Origin of the sequence: Cohnella sp. WQ 127256, from assembly GCF_024519285.1 — a bacterium.
In the GTDB taxonomy this organism is placed as follows: Bacteria; Bacillota; Bacilli; order Paenibacillales; family Paenibacillaceae; genus Cohnella.
The window spans coordinates 762,633-779,748 of sequence record NZ_JAMZCY010000001.1 but is presented as its reverse complement, the minus strand read 5'-3'; the positions used below and the strand labels follow the sequence as shown (position 1 = coordinate 779,748).

The 17,116-nt window shown below is 45.1% G+C and carries 13 protein-coding genes; 2 read left to right on the top strand and 11 right to left on the bottom strand.

Features of this window, described 5'->3' with window-relative positions; translation table 11 throughout:
- Positions 1–20: 20 nt before the first annotated feature.
- From M1K58_RS03135 to lpdA, 3 genes are all read right to left on the bottom strand, one after another.
- Positions 21–1,007, bottom strand: a complete 987-nt coding sequence (locus M1K58_RS03135) for an alpha-ketoacid dehydrogenase subunit beta (protein WP_256757205.1) — start codon at positions 1,005–1,007, stop codon at positions 21–23.
- Positions 1,007–2,035: a thiamine pyrophosphate-dependent dehydrogenase E1 component subunit alpha gene (locus tag M1K58_RS03130; protein WP_256757204.1), complete on the bottom strand. Its 1,029-nt coding sequence runs from the start codon at positions 2,033–2,035 to the stop codon at positions 1,007–1,009. The genes M1K58_RS03135 and M1K58_RS03130 overlap by 1 nt, the downstream gene beginning before the upstream one ends.
- A gap of 208 nt (positions 2,036–2,243) precedes the next feature.
- Positions 2,244–3,674, bottom strand: a complete 1,431-nt coding sequence (gene lpdA / locus M1K58_RS03125) for a dihydrolipoyl dehydrogenase (RefSeq protein ID WP_256757203.1) — start codon at positions 3,672–3,674, stop codon at positions 2,244–2,246.
- 234 nt (positions 3,675–3,908) lie between these two features.
- Here lpdA and M1K58_RS03120 point away from each other — a divergent pair, with 234 nt between their 5' ends.
- Positions 3,909–4,241 (top strand): DUF2627 domain-containing protein, encoded by a 333-nt coding sequence (locus M1K58_RS03120; protein ID WP_256757202.1) that lies wholly within the window; start codon positions 3,909–3,911, stop codon positions 4,239–4,241.
- Positions 4,242–4,553: 312 nt separating this feature from the next.
- Here M1K58_RS03120 and M1K58_RS03115 read toward each other — a convergent pair whose 3' ends face one another.
- The 5 genes from M1K58_RS03115 to M1K58_RS03095 form a co-directional block, all read right to left on the bottom strand.
- A complete protein-coding gene (locus tag M1K58_RS03115; RefSeq protein ID WP_256757201.1) occupies positions 4,554–5,444 on the bottom strand; it encodes a D-alanyl-D-alanine carboxypeptidase family protein in 891 nt (296 codons plus the stop codon).
- A gap of 86 nt (positions 5,445–5,530) precedes the next feature.
- Positions 5,531–6,619, bottom strand: coding sequence for a sensor histidine kinase (locus M1K58_RS03110; protein ID WP_256757200.1), 1,089 nt, complete (start codon positions 6,617–6,619; stop codon positions 5,531–5,533).
- Positions 6,609–7,307, bottom strand: coding sequence for a response regulator transcription factor (locus M1K58_RS03105; protein ID WP_256757199.1), 699 nt, complete (start codon positions 7,305–7,307; stop codon positions 6,609–6,611). The genes M1K58_RS03110 and M1K58_RS03105 overlap by 11 nt, the downstream gene beginning before the upstream one ends.
- Positions 7,308–7,549: 242 nt before the next feature.
- The gene (locus M1K58_RS03100) at positions 7,550–8,713 is read right to left on the bottom strand and encodes a peptidylprolyl isomerase (protein ID WP_256757198.1); all 1,164 of its coding nucleotides are present in this window, start codon (positions 8,711–8,713) and stop codon (positions 7,550–7,552) included.
- A gap of 69 nt (positions 8,714–8,782) precedes the next feature.
- A complete protein-coding gene (locus tag M1K58_RS03095) occupies positions 8,783–9,667 on the bottom strand; it encodes an AraC family transcriptional regulator (protein WP_256757197.1) in 885 nt (294 codons plus the stop codon).
- 130 nt (positions 9,668–9,797) lie between these two features.
- Here M1K58_RS03095 and yicI point away from each other — a divergent pair, with 130 nt between their 5' ends.
- On the top strand, positions 9,798–12,128 hold the full coding sequence (gene yicI / locus M1K58_RS03090; RefSeq protein WP_256757196.1) for an alpha-xylosidase: 2,331 nt from the start codon (positions 9,798–9,800) through the stop codon (positions 12,126–12,128).
- Positions 12,129–12,203: 75 nt separating this feature from the next.
- Here yicI and M1K58_RS03085 read toward each other — a convergent pair whose 3' ends face one another.
- From M1K58_RS03085 to M1K58_RS03075, 3 genes are read right to left on the bottom strand one after another with little or no spacing between them, the layout of a single operon-like run.
- Entirely contained in the window at positions 12,204–13,886 is a 1,683-nt protein-coding gene (locus tag M1K58_RS03085) for an extracellular solute-binding protein (protein WP_256757195.1), read from the bottom strand.
- A complete protein-coding gene (locus M1K58_RS03080; RefSeq protein WP_256757194.1) occupies positions 13,883–15,292 on the bottom strand; it encodes a response regulator transcription factor in 1,410 nt (469 codons plus the stop codon). The genes M1K58_RS03085 and M1K58_RS03080 overlap by 4 nt, the downstream gene beginning before the upstream one ends.
- On the bottom strand, positions 15,285–17,045 hold the full coding sequence (locus tag M1K58_RS03075) for a sensor histidine kinase (RefSeq protein ID WP_256757193.1): 1,761 nt from the start codon (positions 17,043–17,045) through the stop codon (positions 15,285–15,287). Before M1K58_RS03075 ends, M1K58_RS03080 begins: the two co-directional genes overlap by 8 nt.
- Positions 17,046–17,116 lie beyond the last annotated feature (71 nt).

Here is a 17,116-nt window from a genome sequence, read left to right as displayed (position 1 = left end):
CCCCAGTAACAATCACCTGATTAGTATTTTGCAAGCTCCAGCATTGCTGCTTTGAGCTTTTCTTTGTTCAACAGGTAATGCTTCTCGCCCGGTGGATTTATCGGCATGGCTGGCACATCCGGCCCACATAGACGACGAATCGGCGCATCTAGCTCGTACAATAGTTCTTCAGCGATAATGGCAGCTACTTCAGCTCCGACTCCGCCCGTTTTATTATCTTCATGAACAATAAGTACTTTACCTGTCTTCGCCACAGCCTCGAGAATGCCTTCGCGATCCAACGGCTGGATCGTACGCAGATCAAGAATATGAGCTTCAATCCCGTGCTCTTGAGACAATTCCTCAGCCGCCTGCATGGCAAAATGAAGAGGCATACTATAGCCGATTACCGTAATGTCACTGCCTTCTCTCATCACGTTCGCCTTACCGATAGGGACGATATAATCATCATCCGGCACATCATCGCTAATTAATCGATAGCACTTTTTATTCTCAAAAAAGATAACCGGATCCGGGTCACGAATGGCAGCCTTAAGCAGACCTTTTGCATCGTAAGCCGTAGCCGGTGCTACAATCTTAAGTCCTGGAGTTCCGAAAAACACGGATTCCGTACACTGGGAATGGTAAAGCCCACCGAATACACCGCCGCCGATTGGCGCGCGAATGACGATCGGGCAATCCCAGTCATTATTAGAGCGATAGCGGATTTTGGCTGCTTCGCTAATGATTTGGTTGGTCGCAGGGAACATGAAATCTGAATATTGCATCTCGGCAATCGGCTTCATTCCTGCCATGGCAGCTCCAATCGCCGCTCCAGCAATCGCGGATTCAGCAAGTGGTGCATCAATAACACGCTGATCACCGAATTGCAGCTGCAATCCCTTCGTCGTACCGAAGACGCCGCCTTTTAGTCCTACGTCCTCACCTAAAACGAATACGTCATTGTCCCGTTCCATCTCTTCCTTCATGGCCAACCTAATCGCATCGATATACTCAATAACTGGCATTATTGACCCTCCCCGTTCTGCTCCGCGTATACATAGCGGAACGCATCTTCCACAGGCTGGAATGCAGCTTTCTCCGCATATTCGTTTCCTTCATCAATCGTAGCACGGATGTCTGCCTGAAGCTTGACTTCCTGTTCTTCAGTCCAAAGACCGGCATCCATTAAGTATTGTTGGTATACGGGTAAAGAGTCTTTCGCGCGATGAAGATCAACCTCTTCCTTCGTCCGATAAGCCATATCATTATCCGAAGTCGAATGCGCTGTGACCCGGTAAGTCATAATCTCGATTAAGGTTGGACCTTCTCCTGCTACCGCGCGTGCACGTGCTTCCTTCACGACTCGGTAAACTTCAAGCGGATCATTACCATCCACTCTTATGCCAGGGAATCCATACCCTAAAGCTCGGTCGCAAATGCGTCCCCTTGTTTGTTTATCAAGTGACATAGAAATCGCATATTGATTATTCTCGCAGACGAAAATAACCGGAAGCTGATGAACTCCAGCGAAATTACAGCCCTCATGGAAGTCGCCCTGATTGCTTGATCCGTCTCCGAAAGTTACGATCGCAACAGAGGGTTCACCTCTCAGCTTAGCGGCCAGAGCAAATCCAGTCGCATGTGGCACTTGAGTTGTCACCGGACTCGATCCCGTCACAATCCGTAGCCGCTTGCTCCCAAAGTGGCCTGGCATCTGTCTGCCTGCACTATTCGGATCTTCTCCTTTGGCAAATACCGATAACATCAATTCCTTAACGGTCATACCAAGAGACAATACAAAACCATAGTCCCTATAATACGGAAGGAACCAGTCGTGCTTTAGATCCATGGCAAAACCCATCGCAACCTGCGATGGCTCCTGAGTAATACCTGAGATATGAAAATTAACTTTGCCAGCGCGCTGCAATAACTGCCCCCGCTCATCGAAACGACGGGCAAGCATCATCGTCTTGTACATTTCGACTGCGCGTTCATCCGTTAAGCCGAGCGCGATATGTCGATGGGTTTGCTGGACGGAACCTGCTTGTTTCATGGACGCGTCCTCCTGGTATTGTTATTGTGGTGTAGTATAGTTTAGTTCTATAACCTGGTCTTAATACTTGAGCTTAAATCCTATTATACTCCGCTCGAAAGCAAAAAGAAACGCCCAACTCTTTCGCGAGAAAGAAATTACCTCATTAGGTAATTGTTCTTCACGTAGAAGACAAAGTCTTCCGAGTTGAGCATCCCTTCAGCTATCTTCAGCCGTGACCCGCGCCGCCATCTAATGCCAGCATGACTTCCTGCATCGCTTCAGACAAAGTCGGATGAGGATGGATCGTCCGGCCAATTTCCCAAGGTATCGCATCAAGCAGCTTCGCAAGAGAAGCCTCGGCAATAAGCTCCGTAGCGTGTGCGCCAACAAGATGAACACCAAGCAAATCTCCGGTTTTTGAATCTGCCACGACCTTAGCAAACCCTTCAACTTCCCCGTAAACCAATGCTTTTCCAAGAATACGTAACGGTAATTTTGCTGTCTTCACTGCAAACCCTTGTGTTTTGGCATCTGCTTCTGTCCAGCCTATCGACGCCGCTTCTGGACGAGAATAAATGCAACGTGGAATATCACGATCCGCAGCCCGAGACGGTTTAGTACCTGTCAAATGTTCAACAGCAACAGACGCTTCGTGCATAGCAGCATGCGCAAGCTGAATACCGCCAATACAATCGCCAATCGCATAAATATGAGCTTCGCCAGTCTGCAAAGTGTTTGGATTCACTTTCACAAAGCCCTTCTCCGCTTTGATGTCCGTATTTTCTAAGCCAAGATTCTCAACGTTCCCTTGTCTACCTATCGATACTAGCATCTTTTCTGCGTTAAGGATTACAACCTCATCTTTAACACTAACCGATGCTTGTACACCTGAATCCGTCAGACGGCAACCATCCGCTTGCAGTGATGCGTTAACGATGATCTTAACGCCTCTCTTCTGCAAAGCCTTCGCGATTTCTGAGCTTGTATCTTTGTCTTCCGTAGGGAGTATACGGTCGGCAGTCTCCACGATAGTAACCTCTGTTCCAAAATCGCAAAGCATTGAAGCCCATTCTACCCCAATAACTCCGCCGCCGATAATAAGAATAGATGAAGGTCGGGTCGACCAATCTAATGCTTCATCACTAGTCACGATATGCTCACTGTCATAGACTAGCCCATCCAACCGACGAGGACGGGAGCCTGTTGCTATAATTACATTTTTCGGTACGATCATCTCTGATTGTCCGTCTGCAAGTTCAACTGCAATTGCCCCACTACGAGGGGAGAAGATAGAAGGACCGATAATACGTCCGCTTCCGTTAATAACGTCAATTTTATGCTGCTTCATAAGGGATTGTAGTCCTTTATGTAACTGCTCCACGATACTATTCTTACGATCGAGCACCGCTTTCCAATCCACAGAAACGGTACCTTCCGGTAATGTAATGCCATAAGATATGGCTTCCCCAATTGTCGCATAGACTTCTGCACTTCTAAGTAGCGACTTACTAGGAATACAACCACGATGCAAGCAAGTTCCACCTAGCTTGTCCCGTTCAACGATAATAACGCTACGACCGGCCTGTGCCGCTTTAACCGCAGCTATGTAGCCTCCCGGCCCGCCACCCACAATGGCGACATCGACTTCGATTGGCATAGTTTCCCCTCCGTATGTAAACTCTCGTTCCTATTGTACCTTTTTTTAACGCTGTGAACAAAAATCAGTTGAAATAACGTGAAAACGAAAGAGGAATGCAACTAAATTTCACCTCTATTTTTTACAGATTTCTCCTGAGAGAAAGGGATAACAAGTGAGTCATCCTTGTTGCGTGGACAACTCACTGCTAAATCGTTTACAATTAAGGAATTGGAAGGAGGGCTTTTGCATCCTATGAAGTTGCTTATACAGCGCCTGATTGCCGTTCTACTACTCGTTATCCCCGGTTTATCCGCTGCTTACGGATTTCTTCTGATGAAAGATGCCTTGTTTGATTATTTCGCAAAAATGGGCGACGTAAATGTAATTACCCCCGTATTCTCATGGGGAATGTTCATCGGTGGCGCGATTCTATTTATTATTGGTATCGCTTTTATCGGTGGATGGATCTTTTTCCGCGATCGTAAGCATAATTATTTATCCTCACGATTCAGACCCAAAATCGCGCGTCCCCCGCGGCAACCGCGTCCGGAATCTGACATTTCACGTACTGATAATTCAGAATAAACAAGCTGCAGCAATGAAACTATACTAAAACGATTAAGGCTCTATCTCCCCTAAGGTGATAGAGCCTTTTAGTTATAGTAGTTATGATACGTTTAGTAAGAACCTCCATAGATCTTGCTATTGCCAGTCTACGAGCCCTCTTATCCCTTTCCTTACCTTCCAGCAGCCAAAATTGTTCATCCTTGAATAAATCAAGTAAGACTGCTTTTGTTGCGTTAATTGCTAATGCTTCCTCGACTAGAATGTGAATGCATAACGAGTAACAGAGCACTTCAAACACTTTCAAGTTAGCTATCCGGTTGTTATATTCGATCATGAGAAGGTCCTTTCCGCATAGGAGAGCAGCTTCTTTGTTTCCTCGAAACGCGCTTCCGGCGTGCTAGCTCCCATAACGACAGTAATATAACGCTTCCCATCTATTACAGTTGTGCCCGTGAAGCAATAACCAGCCTCTTGTGTGTACCCTGTTTTTAACCCATCATTGCCTTTCGTACCAAAGCGCTGTCCGGGTAGCATTTCGTTCGTCGTTTGCAGACGGATACTCGCATCTTCACTTGTCGTTGATTTCTTGGTGACTTTCAGCACTTCTGGATACGTTTCAATCAAATAATGCGCCAACAATGCAACATCCTCGGCACTCATTACCGTATCCCCATCCGACGCAGCCTTCATATATTTCTGGATGTCATCGCTTGGCAGCCCTGTTGCATTCGCAAAATGCGTATCTTTAGATAAACCGATTTCTCTTGCTTTAGCATTCATCCGATTCACGAATTCAGCTTCTGAACCCGCTATGTATTCAACCAAGGATACCGTTGCATCATTAGCTGAATGTATCGCCATCGAATCGAACAAAGCTCTTACCGTTATGACTTGCCCTTTAACGAGCCCCATCCCGGCTCCACCGACATTAGCAGCGTAAGAGCTAGCGGAAACCTCATCTTCCCATCCAAGCTCACCGAGCTTAACACTCTCAAGCACGAGAAGCTCAGTCATCATCTTAGACATGCTCGCTGGTGGTAACGGCTTCTTACCATTACTCGTATATAACCATTTCCCCGTATCTGCCTCCATCATGACTGCAGACACTACCGCTAAGCTAGGACCTGCATCCTTGGAAAATGTTAGCTTCCCTTTTATGTCCACTGCCCAGCCTAAAATGATAATTAAGCCAATCACAACTAATAAACGCTTTAGTCTCATAATCCTTTCCCTCCTGAACAACATTCCATAATCCTTATTGTAGAGGGAAGATTTAAAACAAACTGAAAGCAAATCATAAGATTACCTTAAGATAACGGAAGTCTAATCTGGAAGTTCGTGGTGCCTCCGTCGCTTGTCACTGCAATTGAGCCACCATGTTTCTCTACGATTCCTTTGGCGATCGCAAGACCTAACCCCGTTCCTCCCGTATTCTCCGTTCTAGATTTATCAACACGGTAGAAGCGATCGAACAAGTGGGGCAAGTCAGCAGAGGGGATCTCTTCGCCATAATTCACGATTTCAACTGTGGCAGCCTCGCTATGCTTGTTCAAATAGATATCGACCCTCCCACCTGCGTGACCATAAGTAATCGCATTGGAAAGCAAGTTTTCAAACACTCTAACTAGCTTATCGGGGTCCCCCACTATGGACAATTCGTGCTCATTCGTAATGAGATTTCCTGTCATCTTAACGTTCTCCAGTGATAAGCGATAATGAACTAACAATTGATTCATCATCTCAACGAGATTAAATGTCTTTTTATTTAAGGGAATTACATCATGTCGCATACGTGTGTATTCAAATAAATCCTGAATAAGCACATTCAGTCGCTCAGCCTTTGCATAGGCAATCTGAACATAATGACGAAGCTCCACTTCATCCCGATATCTATCCTGCTCAACAAGCCCCAAATATCCGATAATGGATGTCAGCGGTGTACGCAGATCGTGGGATACGTTAGTAATGAGCTCATTTTTCGTTTGCTCCGCTTTCCGTTCCTCATCCAGCGAGCGTTTGAGCTCAATGACCAATGAATTCATATTTTCGGCAAGTAAGGTCACTTCATTATCTTGTTTCACTGGAACGATATCGTCGAAATTTCCTTTGGCGATATGCTCGACCGATTGACTAAGCTTGGCATAATAACTGAAACGTCGCCAATTTAAGACGACCATATACATAATAAAGAGAACAAAGCTTCCAAATACGAGCAAAATCATATCATCAAACGTATTATTGATGTTGATGAAAATAGAACGAATGCCATAATTATTACGAGTCATTCGCTCCAATACGATGATGGACCAATAAAAAGTAACAATCGCTAAAATCGCACTTAAAACAATTTGCCACACTAACCGCCAAGCCATACGAAGAGCTAGATTAACCTTCAATTTTATAGCCGACCCCCCATACGGTCGTAATGAGCTTTCGTCCCATCTCCTGCTCAAGCTTTTCTCGCAATTTACTAATATGCACCATTACCGTGTTATTGGATTCAAAGTACTTTTCCTTCCACACTTGTTGAAAAATATCCTCCGCGCTAAACACACGCCCCGGATTGCTGGCAAGAAGATGTAATATGCCAAATTCCGTAGATGTTAAATGAATGGGTCGGCCTTCGACTTCCGCTGAATGGGTGGATTTGTTGATCGTCAATTCGTGTAGCTTCAGCAGTCCCTCTTCATTTCCCGAGGGGCTTGTTTGCTGCGTATACTGATAAGCTCTCCGTAGTAATGTTTTGACACGAACGACCAGCTCCAGCGGATTAAATGGCTTAACAACATAATCATCCGCCCCCGTCATAAGCCCGAGGATCTTGTCCATGTCCTCCGCCTTGGCGCTGGCCATGAGGATCGGGATTGATCCCTTTTCGCGAATACGCCTACAAACCTCCATCCCATCCATCTTAGGCATCATAATATCAAGCACAATAAGATGGAAGGCTTGACTCTCGAGCATTGCTAAGGCTTCTAAACCGTCATGAGCTTGAGCGGTATCAAATCCTTCATTGCGTAAATAAATATCGATGAGATTAGCAATTTCACGATCATCGTCAACGATTAGAATTGATTTAGACATCTGTAAGGTACTCCTTTACAAGGAAAACGATCTTCCCTTTATTCATTGAGTTATCCTCCCCACTATACCGTAACCTTTAGCATTCTGTCTCACTCCATACACTAGGTTTTACACTTCTTAAGGAAGCCTTAAGGTTATCTTTATCTTTGTTTGTCACTAAGATTATTGTTTAGGGTGAAAAAAAACAGCTCGTCCGAGATGCGCCGTGAGGCACATCCGGAAAGCTGTTCAATGAAATCTAATTATTGTGCCGCTGATGCTGATGGAGATGCTTCTGGTGAAGCCGGTGCTGTCGATGATGCTTCTGGAGAAGCAGAAGGACTAGCAGTTGCTTCTGGTTCTTTAACCAACAGGTTCTTATAATTTCTATCTTTCTTCAAGCTTTCTAACCAAGCTTTCGCTTCGTTGTTAAGCTTTTCAAGATAATAAGCATCCTTAACTTCGTCTTTCACTTCATCATAAGTAGGAATGACTGGTTCCTTAATGTCCGTTACCTTAATGATATGGAATCCGCTCTCCGCGGATACAACATCACTCATTTCACCTTTTGCTAAAGCAAATGCCGCCGTTTCAAACCCTTCGTTCATCATGCCGCGTCCGAAGAAGCCGAGATCTCCTCCCGCATCCTTGGAACCTGGATCTTGAGATTTTTCTTTCGCCAAAGTCGCGAAGTCTTTACCCGCTTTCAGTTCAGCAAGAACAGCATCTGCTTCTTCTTGTGTTTGCAGAAGGATGTGGGATGCTTTAACTTCCTTCGGTGTCGTAGCGAAAGTTTCCTTGTTCTTCTCAAAGTACCCTTGCAGATCTTCCTGTGATACGGGATGTGTATTCATAAATAGCTTTGTGATTCTGAGCTGTGGAAGCACTTGTTGTTCCTTGAATACTTCCAAAGTAATGTTGGATTGTTGAAGCGCAGCATTCAAATCCTCGTCGGAAGTCATGCCGTACATCTTTTTGATGGTCTCCATCTCTTTCTTAATATCCTCGTCTGTAATCTTAATGCCTGCTTTGTCAGACTCTAATTCGATGATTTTGTTTTGAGCGATACTATCAACGAGCGAGATCATCTGATCTTCACCCATTTGTTTCGCTATTTCGGCATACGCATCAGATTGCTTGATTGTAACTCCATCCAATTTACCTATTGTCTCGTTAGAGGAATCGCCTGCTGTGTTTTTAACAAGCACGAATACCAATGCAACAATGGCAATCACTGCGATGATCCATGGCACAATACTCGACGCTGATTTAGTAGCAGTTGCTGATGGCGTTGCAGCACTAACACTGGTCGATACATCAAAAGGCTTGTTCAATTCAACTTCATTGTTCTGAATCTCTCTTTCAATCTCATCGTTCGTGACCTCTTGCTCCCTATCGTTCAATTCATTGTCGTTGCGTTCACTCATAATTGTATTTCCTCCTCTTTTTCTTTAACAATCGCCTCATTTACTATAGCAGAATTTCGGGAAATTACCTTAAAGACTCCTAAATTTTTTGCAAAATTGCGAAGGAGTACAGTCAAATACCGACCTGAATTTTTTGCTGAAGTAGCTAAAATTGGTCAACCCTACCTCCATCGCTGCCTCGGCAACTGAAATTTTTGAATTTTGTAATAAGAAAGCCGCTTGTTGAATGCGATAATGGTTAACGTAGTCCATGGGTGTCTTTCTCATGAATACCTTAAAAACCCGACTGAAATGTCCGACACTCATACCCGCCAAACCCGCTAATTGAGGTACGGTTAGAGGTTCCCCGCAATGGTTCTCAATATAGGTAACCGTACTTTTTAATCGATCCATCGTTTGCGAATCTACGGAATAGGTTGCGGTGTCTCTCCGTGTCCATTGATCATGACTAAGTAAATCAGCGAACAAGAAGTATAATTCCGCCTTAATCCTCATTTCCTTCGCTCGATCACTCGACTCGTATAACCTATCTATTGTTGTGAGATGCTGAACAACGAGCTTACCCCAAGCTGTCTCTAAGCTATAGACAGAAGGAATGGTAACCTCCCCTCTTTGCAAGGGCTTCAGATATCGACTGGATATTCCGTCTTTGGCATCCGTAAACCAGTCCATATGGAACACAACAGCAATGTAGGAGCAAGGCGAGTTGTCAATAGAATATCCCCCATGCATCTCACCACTAGGAATAAATATAACTTCCCCAGCATGGAGCTCATACGTAGTAAGACCTATTTGAAAAACAGCTTGTCCACTTACCACATATAGAAACTCTGCTTCCTCGTGCCAGTGATTATCTAGAATCGCTTCGAAAGACTTCCGATCCTGCCTATAAGTTGCAAGTGGGAATTGTGGTGTACCATGGCGTCTATTCTCACGCAAATGTCTCTGATCCATAAACATTCTCCGTATTATCATAATTTTGTTATTATTGAGCATTATAATACAAGATATTTACTCATGGCATCATTATAATGTCAATTATACAACGAATTCAAACGTTCCATATAGAAGGGATGAATAGTGGATGAAGTTTTCAGACGGCTATTGGATGACAAGGCAAGGTTATCAGCTGTTAAGCCCTTATGAAATTCATGATGTGAAAACAGGAGCAGATTCCATTACGGTTTATGCCACGCATAGACATCTGGAAAACCGCGGAAATACTTTAAATGAGCCCCTAATGACAATGGAGTTTTCCTCACCGTTGCCAGATATCATTCGAGTAAAGCTATATCATCACAAAGGTACCGTTCGCAAAGGCCCATCCTCATTCGATCTATTGCCTACAGGTAACGTCCCTGTTGCCATAGACAACAATGCTGAATTTGTTAGCCTGACTAGCGGAGATACTACAGTAACAATTACCAAGAAAAACCCTGTCAGTATTACGTATACGTACAAAGGCAGAAAGCTAACTAGCAGTGGTACGAAATCAACGGCTTTCGTCAAAGCTGACGATGGCAATCACCACTTCCGCGAGCAATTATCCCTTAGCGTTGGGGAAACCGTCTACGGATTAGGAGAAAGATTCACCCCATTCGTGAAAAATGGACAAGTCGTCGATATTTGGAACCAAGATGGAGGTACTGCCTCCGAGCAATCTTATAAGAACATTCCTTTCTATGTCACGAACCGTGGTTATGGTGTGTTCGTGAATCACCCTGAGCTCGTCTCCTTCGAGGTTGGCTCGGAAATTGTATCGAAAACCCAATTCAGCGTTCCAGGGCAAAGCTTAGAATATTACCTCATTGGTGGCGATTCTCTCAAGGACGTATTGCAGAACTACACTTCACTAACAGGTAAACCCGCATTGCCACCAGCATGGTCATACGGTTTATGGTTAACGACGTCCTTTACTACGAATTACGATGAGGCAACAGTTACAAGCTTCGTTGAAGGTATGGCAGAGCGTGATCTCCCCTTAGCAGTATTCCACTTCGATTGCTTCTGGATGAAGGAGTACGAATGGTGTAACTTCGAGTGGGATGAGCGTGTATTCCCTGATCCAGTCGGAATGCTGGAACGCTTGAAAGCCAAAGGCTTGAAAATTTGCGTCTGGATTAATCCATATATTGCCCAGCGCTCCGCATTGTTCGATGAAGGCATGGAAAAAGGATATTTACTTAAACGTGCTGACGGAAGTGTGTGGCAGTGGGATTTATGGCAGTATGGCATGGGCATTGTCGATTTCACGAATCCTGCGGCTTGCCAATGGTTCAAGGATAAGCTTGGAGCGCTTCTAGATATGGGCGTGGATAGCTTCAAAACCGATTTCGGTGAGCGGATTCCAACCGATGTTGTATATTATGATGGCTCTGATCCACAGCAAATGCATAACTACTACACTCAGCTATACAATAAAGTCGTATTCGAGCTTCTTGAAGAGAAACGTGGCAAAGGCGAAGCCGCTTTATTCGCGAGATCCGCAACCGCTGGTGGCCAACAATTCCCTGTTCACTGGGGTGGAGATTGCGAAGCGACTTATGAATCGATGGCGGAAAGCCTTCGTGGAGGATTGTCTCTTGGATTATCTGGCTTTGGTTACTGGAGTCACGATATCGGAGGCTTCGAGCAAAGCTCACCTCCTGATTTGTACAAACGATGGGTGCAATTTGGCTTACTTTCCAGCCACAGCCGTCTTCATGGTAGCACCTCCTATCGCGTGCCTTGGTTATACGATGAAGAAGCTGTCGATGTCTTGCGGTTCTTTACGAAGCTCAAAATGCGCTTAATGCCTTATCTCTTCGGCAAATCCGTAGATTCTTCTAGAATCGGTATTCCACTTATGAGAGCTATGGTGCTTGAATTCGGCAGTGATCCGACCTGTGATTATGTCGATCGGCAATATATGCTGGGAGATTCCCTGCTTGTAGCGCCAATCTTCAATCCTGAAGGAGAAGCGTCCTACTATTTGCCCCACGGAACTTGGACTCATTTCCTCACAGGAGTACAGGTACAAGGCGGCATATGGCGTAAAGAAAGCTATGATTACTTCAGCCTGCCCTTGTTTGTCCGCGAGAATAGCCTGATTCCTGTGGGAAGTGAAGAAAATATCCCAGATTATGACTATGCAGATGGTGTTACGCTTCAGCTATTCGCACTCCAAGACGGCGCAAGCGCTACGGCTAATATTCCAACGATTAAAGGAGAAACACAGCTTTCCGTTACGGCTCGTCGTAATGGCAACACAATTACAATCGATGCTGAAGGACAAGCTGCAAACTGGAGCTTACTCCTTCGAGGGATAACTTCCATTGCTTCTATTTCTGGTGGCCAAGCGACTGCCACAGCTGAAGACCTTCAAATCATCAAGGATACTTCCGCAGCTACAATTACCATTCAATTAATCGATTAAACCTGTCTACACAAAAACAGGGTCGTTCCGCCAAGTTCACATCACTTGGTGGAACGACCCTGTTTCATTAACCGTTCAATTCCCACTTACAATTTGCGCGACTTCTGCGGTAATGCGATCTCCGCCAAGCCGTTTCCACTCTTGGACGAAATCATCAAATGCGCTTATCGGTTCATCCCCGACGATAATTTGCAAGAACGTCTCGTTCTCAAGCTTCTGCAGCATTGTCCATTCCGTCTCCATCGTCGTCGTCGTCCCGTAGAAAATCCCTCTTACTTGCACCATATCCGTCATGTAAAGCACGCCGCCGCCATATTCGGAAGCTTTGACCGCTTTCCAGCCATCCATATTTTTTTTCGGGTTTTCTTTCTCTGCGACAGACAATCCATATAGTTGTTTCGTATCGTTATCCAGCGAATTAGGATCGATTTCCCCTCGCATCGCCTTCTCGACATTTACATATCTCTGCGTGATTGCATCCGCATAATCAAGGAGCAGATCAAACGGATAATAGCTCCGCAGCTGCACTCCAGTCCGCGCGGAGAACTCATCGAGCTTCTTCACTTCATCCGCATTCGGATCTTGTCTTCTCTCTAATCTAGTGAACACATTAAGCAATTTTACGACAGCCTCTGGATGCTCATAGCCTTTGCGAACAACAAGAAAGCGATCTGTAGTGGGTGACATATGGGTAATGAACTTACCCTCAGAATCAAGCGGGGCGGCGTAAGCACGCCACTCCGCCTTCGTATCGTTCGATACCGCTTCTGCTAAAGGCCAATATGGCGTCCACCAGGGTCCGAAAAAGATGCCCGCTTTGTTCGTAATAATCGGCTCTTGAGCATCCTTATACAGAACGAACTGGTTATCTATAACTCCTCGTTTGTACCAATCAGCTAGCTTGGTGAGCACTTCCTTATTCTCTGGAGTAATTGACCCATATACAACTTGACCATTGGCATCCTTGATCCAGTTTTTTGGAAATGCATGATACGCGCTGAATAACGTATCAAATTCATTCAGCCCTGCTTTTTGTTGACCGTGAACAACCTTCTTATCCCCTGGGAGGCCAATTGTATCCCGCTTGCCATCCCCGTCAGGATCACGCTCTATGAACGCCAGAGCTATACGCTCCAGATCATCAAATGACTTTGGAGGCTGAAGGTTAAGCTTCTCTAGCCAGTCCTGTCGTATCCATAGCAATGATGGGGCATCCGCTTCGATCGCCACATTCGGCAAACCGTATAGCTTACCTCCTGAGGATGCATTTTGTAGGGCAATTCCTTTGGTGGAATCATACATGGCCTTGACTAGGCTGGAGCCGTATTTATTGTATACTTCGGTGAGGTCAGCGATCATATCATTCTCGATCAATTTTCTCAGTTGATTTCGATCCACAACCATCGCATCCGGCAAATCGCTGCTATCGATCGCTAGATTCACCTTCTGAACAAACGCCTCTTCTCGCTTCGCTTCCCAAGAATGTACGACCTTTATGTTCGTAATGCTTTCGAAGTATCGAGAGACCGGATTGTTATCATTCGTCTCACCTGTATTATTTTTCTCATCTGGAATTTTGAAGCCGATGTTAACAGTAATGGGTTGCTCGTATTTGCCATATATCGGATCGTCCGCGATCGAAGGTATATTCGTAGCCTTCAGGCCATTCTCAGAATGTGCTGAATTTGGATTATTAGATGTACAAGAGCTAAGCAAAAATACGATACTAACAACGACAAGCCATGATCTCATTTTCATGATAAGACCTCTTTCCCACCCTCGACTCGATATTCGGAGGGAAGCTTCCCAACTCGCTCGCGGAATAGCTTGCTGAAATATTTATCGTCCTCGAAGCCCGCCATTGAAGCGATTTCATAAATAGGTAAGGATGTTTGTAAGAGCAGCCCTTTCGCCCTGTCGATTCTCATATCTCTGAGTACATTGCCAAACGATTCTCCCACTAGTCTAGCAAAGCACTGGCTAAAATAACTACGGCTCATATTCACATGGCCAGCCACGTCAGCTTGATTAATTTTATCGCCAGCATTAAGCTTCATATACTTAACCGCCCGTATTAAACAAAGCATCACTTCTTTAGATAAGGACAGCTCGATCATCCGTAGCTGCACAAGATCCGCAAATCTCCTCAGCCAGTTCTTCCAATCAGCCCAGTTGCGATTGTGCTTAATATCGGACAAAAGAACAGACGCATCCGTTTGCTTCACAATCACACCAACCCATTCCTGACAAAGTGTCTCCGCAAAATGGATAATCTCCGCAGGCTCAGCACGCTGTTCCTCGATTATTCGCAAAAAGTCTCCCCAGTCCGCTGCATAAAGCGTCCATCTCAAATCCAAGCCATTATCCATGAATTGTTCGATTGGCTTCTGCATTTCGGATTTAGCAGGAGTGAGCTCATCGTAACTTATTCGTACTGGCTCCGCTCCATTCGCACGATAAAACAGGGTTAGGGGGAGCTTGCTTTCTAATGTCCGTCTCACATCTTCTAACGGCTGATCCTCAAGCCCAGTCACAATCGCGATTTGCCACCGTCGGTGTATTTCGCTTCCCAAGTCACGACTAATCTCCTCCAGGGTCGGCGTATGAACGAGCTGCGCCATCCACATACGCCCTAGCTCCTCAATCGGATTTCGACGCACAATACCAAGCTGGAACAATTGTCCGCCTTCCTTCGCATCCGTTAATGGATTAAAGAGCAACGCCGTTGAAGCTAATGTCCGCTTCGGATTCCCATCGGACTTATAGGTCGCTTGGCTTCCTTCCTCCCACTCGAACCGTTCCACAATGCGATTAATCACATCATCAGCGTTATCCATTTCCAGCAGCGTTTTGACAATATAGTCAATCGCACCAAGGCGTAACGCCTCCTGCACGAAATCAAATTCGTGGTGACAAGTAAGGACAACTGATTTCACTCGGGGATAACGTTGTCTGACCTCCTTGATAAGCTCAAAGCCCGACATCACGGGCATCGTAATATCCGTAAATAGAAGGTCAACTTCAACTCGCTCCAGCAGTTCAAGAGCCGATCGACCATCTGCAGCTTCACCTACCATCACGATTCCGAATTGAGCCCAGTCGATCAAGGATATAAACCCTTTGCGTACTAGCTTCTCATCATCGACGACGACCGCTCTAATCATCAAACTCCTCCTTTGATTTCCTCGGAATGACGATGGTTACCTGAGTACCCACGCCCGGTTCGCTTTGGATATCAAACTGAACTTCCGCTCCATAAAATTGCTTTAGCATTCGATTCACATAAGAAAGACCTATACCAAGCCCCCTGCGCTTGGTCCCTTCATCATCGTTTAACAGCTTCTCGATGGCATCCGGTTCGATACCTGCTCCGTTATCCTCTACGCTTAGCTTAACGTGATCAGTACCAACGGAACGGATCATGACTTGAACCCGTCCGTTCCTTTCACTTATCCCGTGATAGATCGCATTCTCTACGATAGGCTGCAGAAGAAATCTAGGTACCGCAACGAAGGAGGTACTTTCTTCAACGTCCACATGGAACTCAAATTCATAATCATACCGGATTCGTTGCAGCTCCATATAATGCTGCAGGGCTTCAATCTCGTCACCGATTGTCACGATCAAGCTCTGCTTTCCAAGATTGTAATGTAGAACCTTAACAAGTAAGGTGACTAATTTATCGATTTCCTTCTGTCCGTTCAATCGGGCAAGCCACTGTACCGTATTCAACGTGTTATGTAGAAAGTGTGGATTGATCTGGCTGAGCAGCTTCTCGATTTCGAATTGCCCTTTCTGTTTTTCGTTATGGGCAACGGCATCAATCAGATCGTTAACTTGGGTTTTCATCATCTGAAAATTATTAAGGACGAGATCAAACTCTACCACGTTCGTGAATGAAACAGGTGTTGTGCGGTTTTCCGCCATACGGACGATTTCCACATTCACCTTGCGGAGTGGCTTGTAAACCTGCCTCCAAATGAGATAAGCGAGTAATCCGGCAAAGAGAAGCGTCGATACAGCTAAAACGATCATCTTCGTTATCCACGAATAGATTTCGCTGTTAAAGGTAGATTTCTTCACAGCGGTGATCAGTTCCCATCCTTGCGGGCTAGCGTATCGAAATAAATGAAAGCCCTTGTATTCCTGATAAATGTCCGTGGATTGATCCCAGGACAAGCTCTGAATGCCAGCGGGAAGGTTATCATCATCCATGTATGCGATTTCACCATTCTCGTTAATGAGCAAATGATTAACCTTCATCCCATAGGATTGCTCACTAATGATTTTGCGAAATAGATTGTAATTCGTTTCTAAATAAATGAATACCTCTTGTTTCCCTTCCGCGCGCACAACTCTAAGCCCTGAGAAAACGATATTAGAGCCATCCTTGTACATGGTCTTATGAGGGCCAAAATAATCAGCTCCATTATAAGACATGAACTTCGGCAGCTTACTACGATTAAAGTCAGAGCTCATGCTTAGATTAGTAAACAAAATCTGATCCTCAGCACCTGGTAACACGTAAGCGGTAAGGCCCAGATAGGGATTTGTAAAGGTTACGAGATTCATCTTCTCATTAATAGAAGCCATAATTTGCGACTTCTTATAGATTTGTTTTTCTTGAAGAAATGACGATACTTCATCTACAATCTGCCCATCTAACGCAAATTGCTTAGAAGCGAAGTCGAGGTTATTAATGGTATTTTCAAGACTTGCAGACTCTTGCTGTAGACTAGCACTAATCCCACTTTGAATTTTTCCAGTGAGAATCGAGTAAATTGAGGAGTAAGTTACGATGCCTACTAATAGAAGAGGCAGCAAACAACCGATCATCAAATAGATGACTAATCTGCTCCTCAAGGATCGAGCAGCGAATCGATTCCGCCCTACAAGGTGTCCAAGCATCCGTTGCATCTTCTTCCTCTCAAAAACACCAGTATTCTCAATATTATACCATATTTACCCTGCCACAAATGGATTGACGA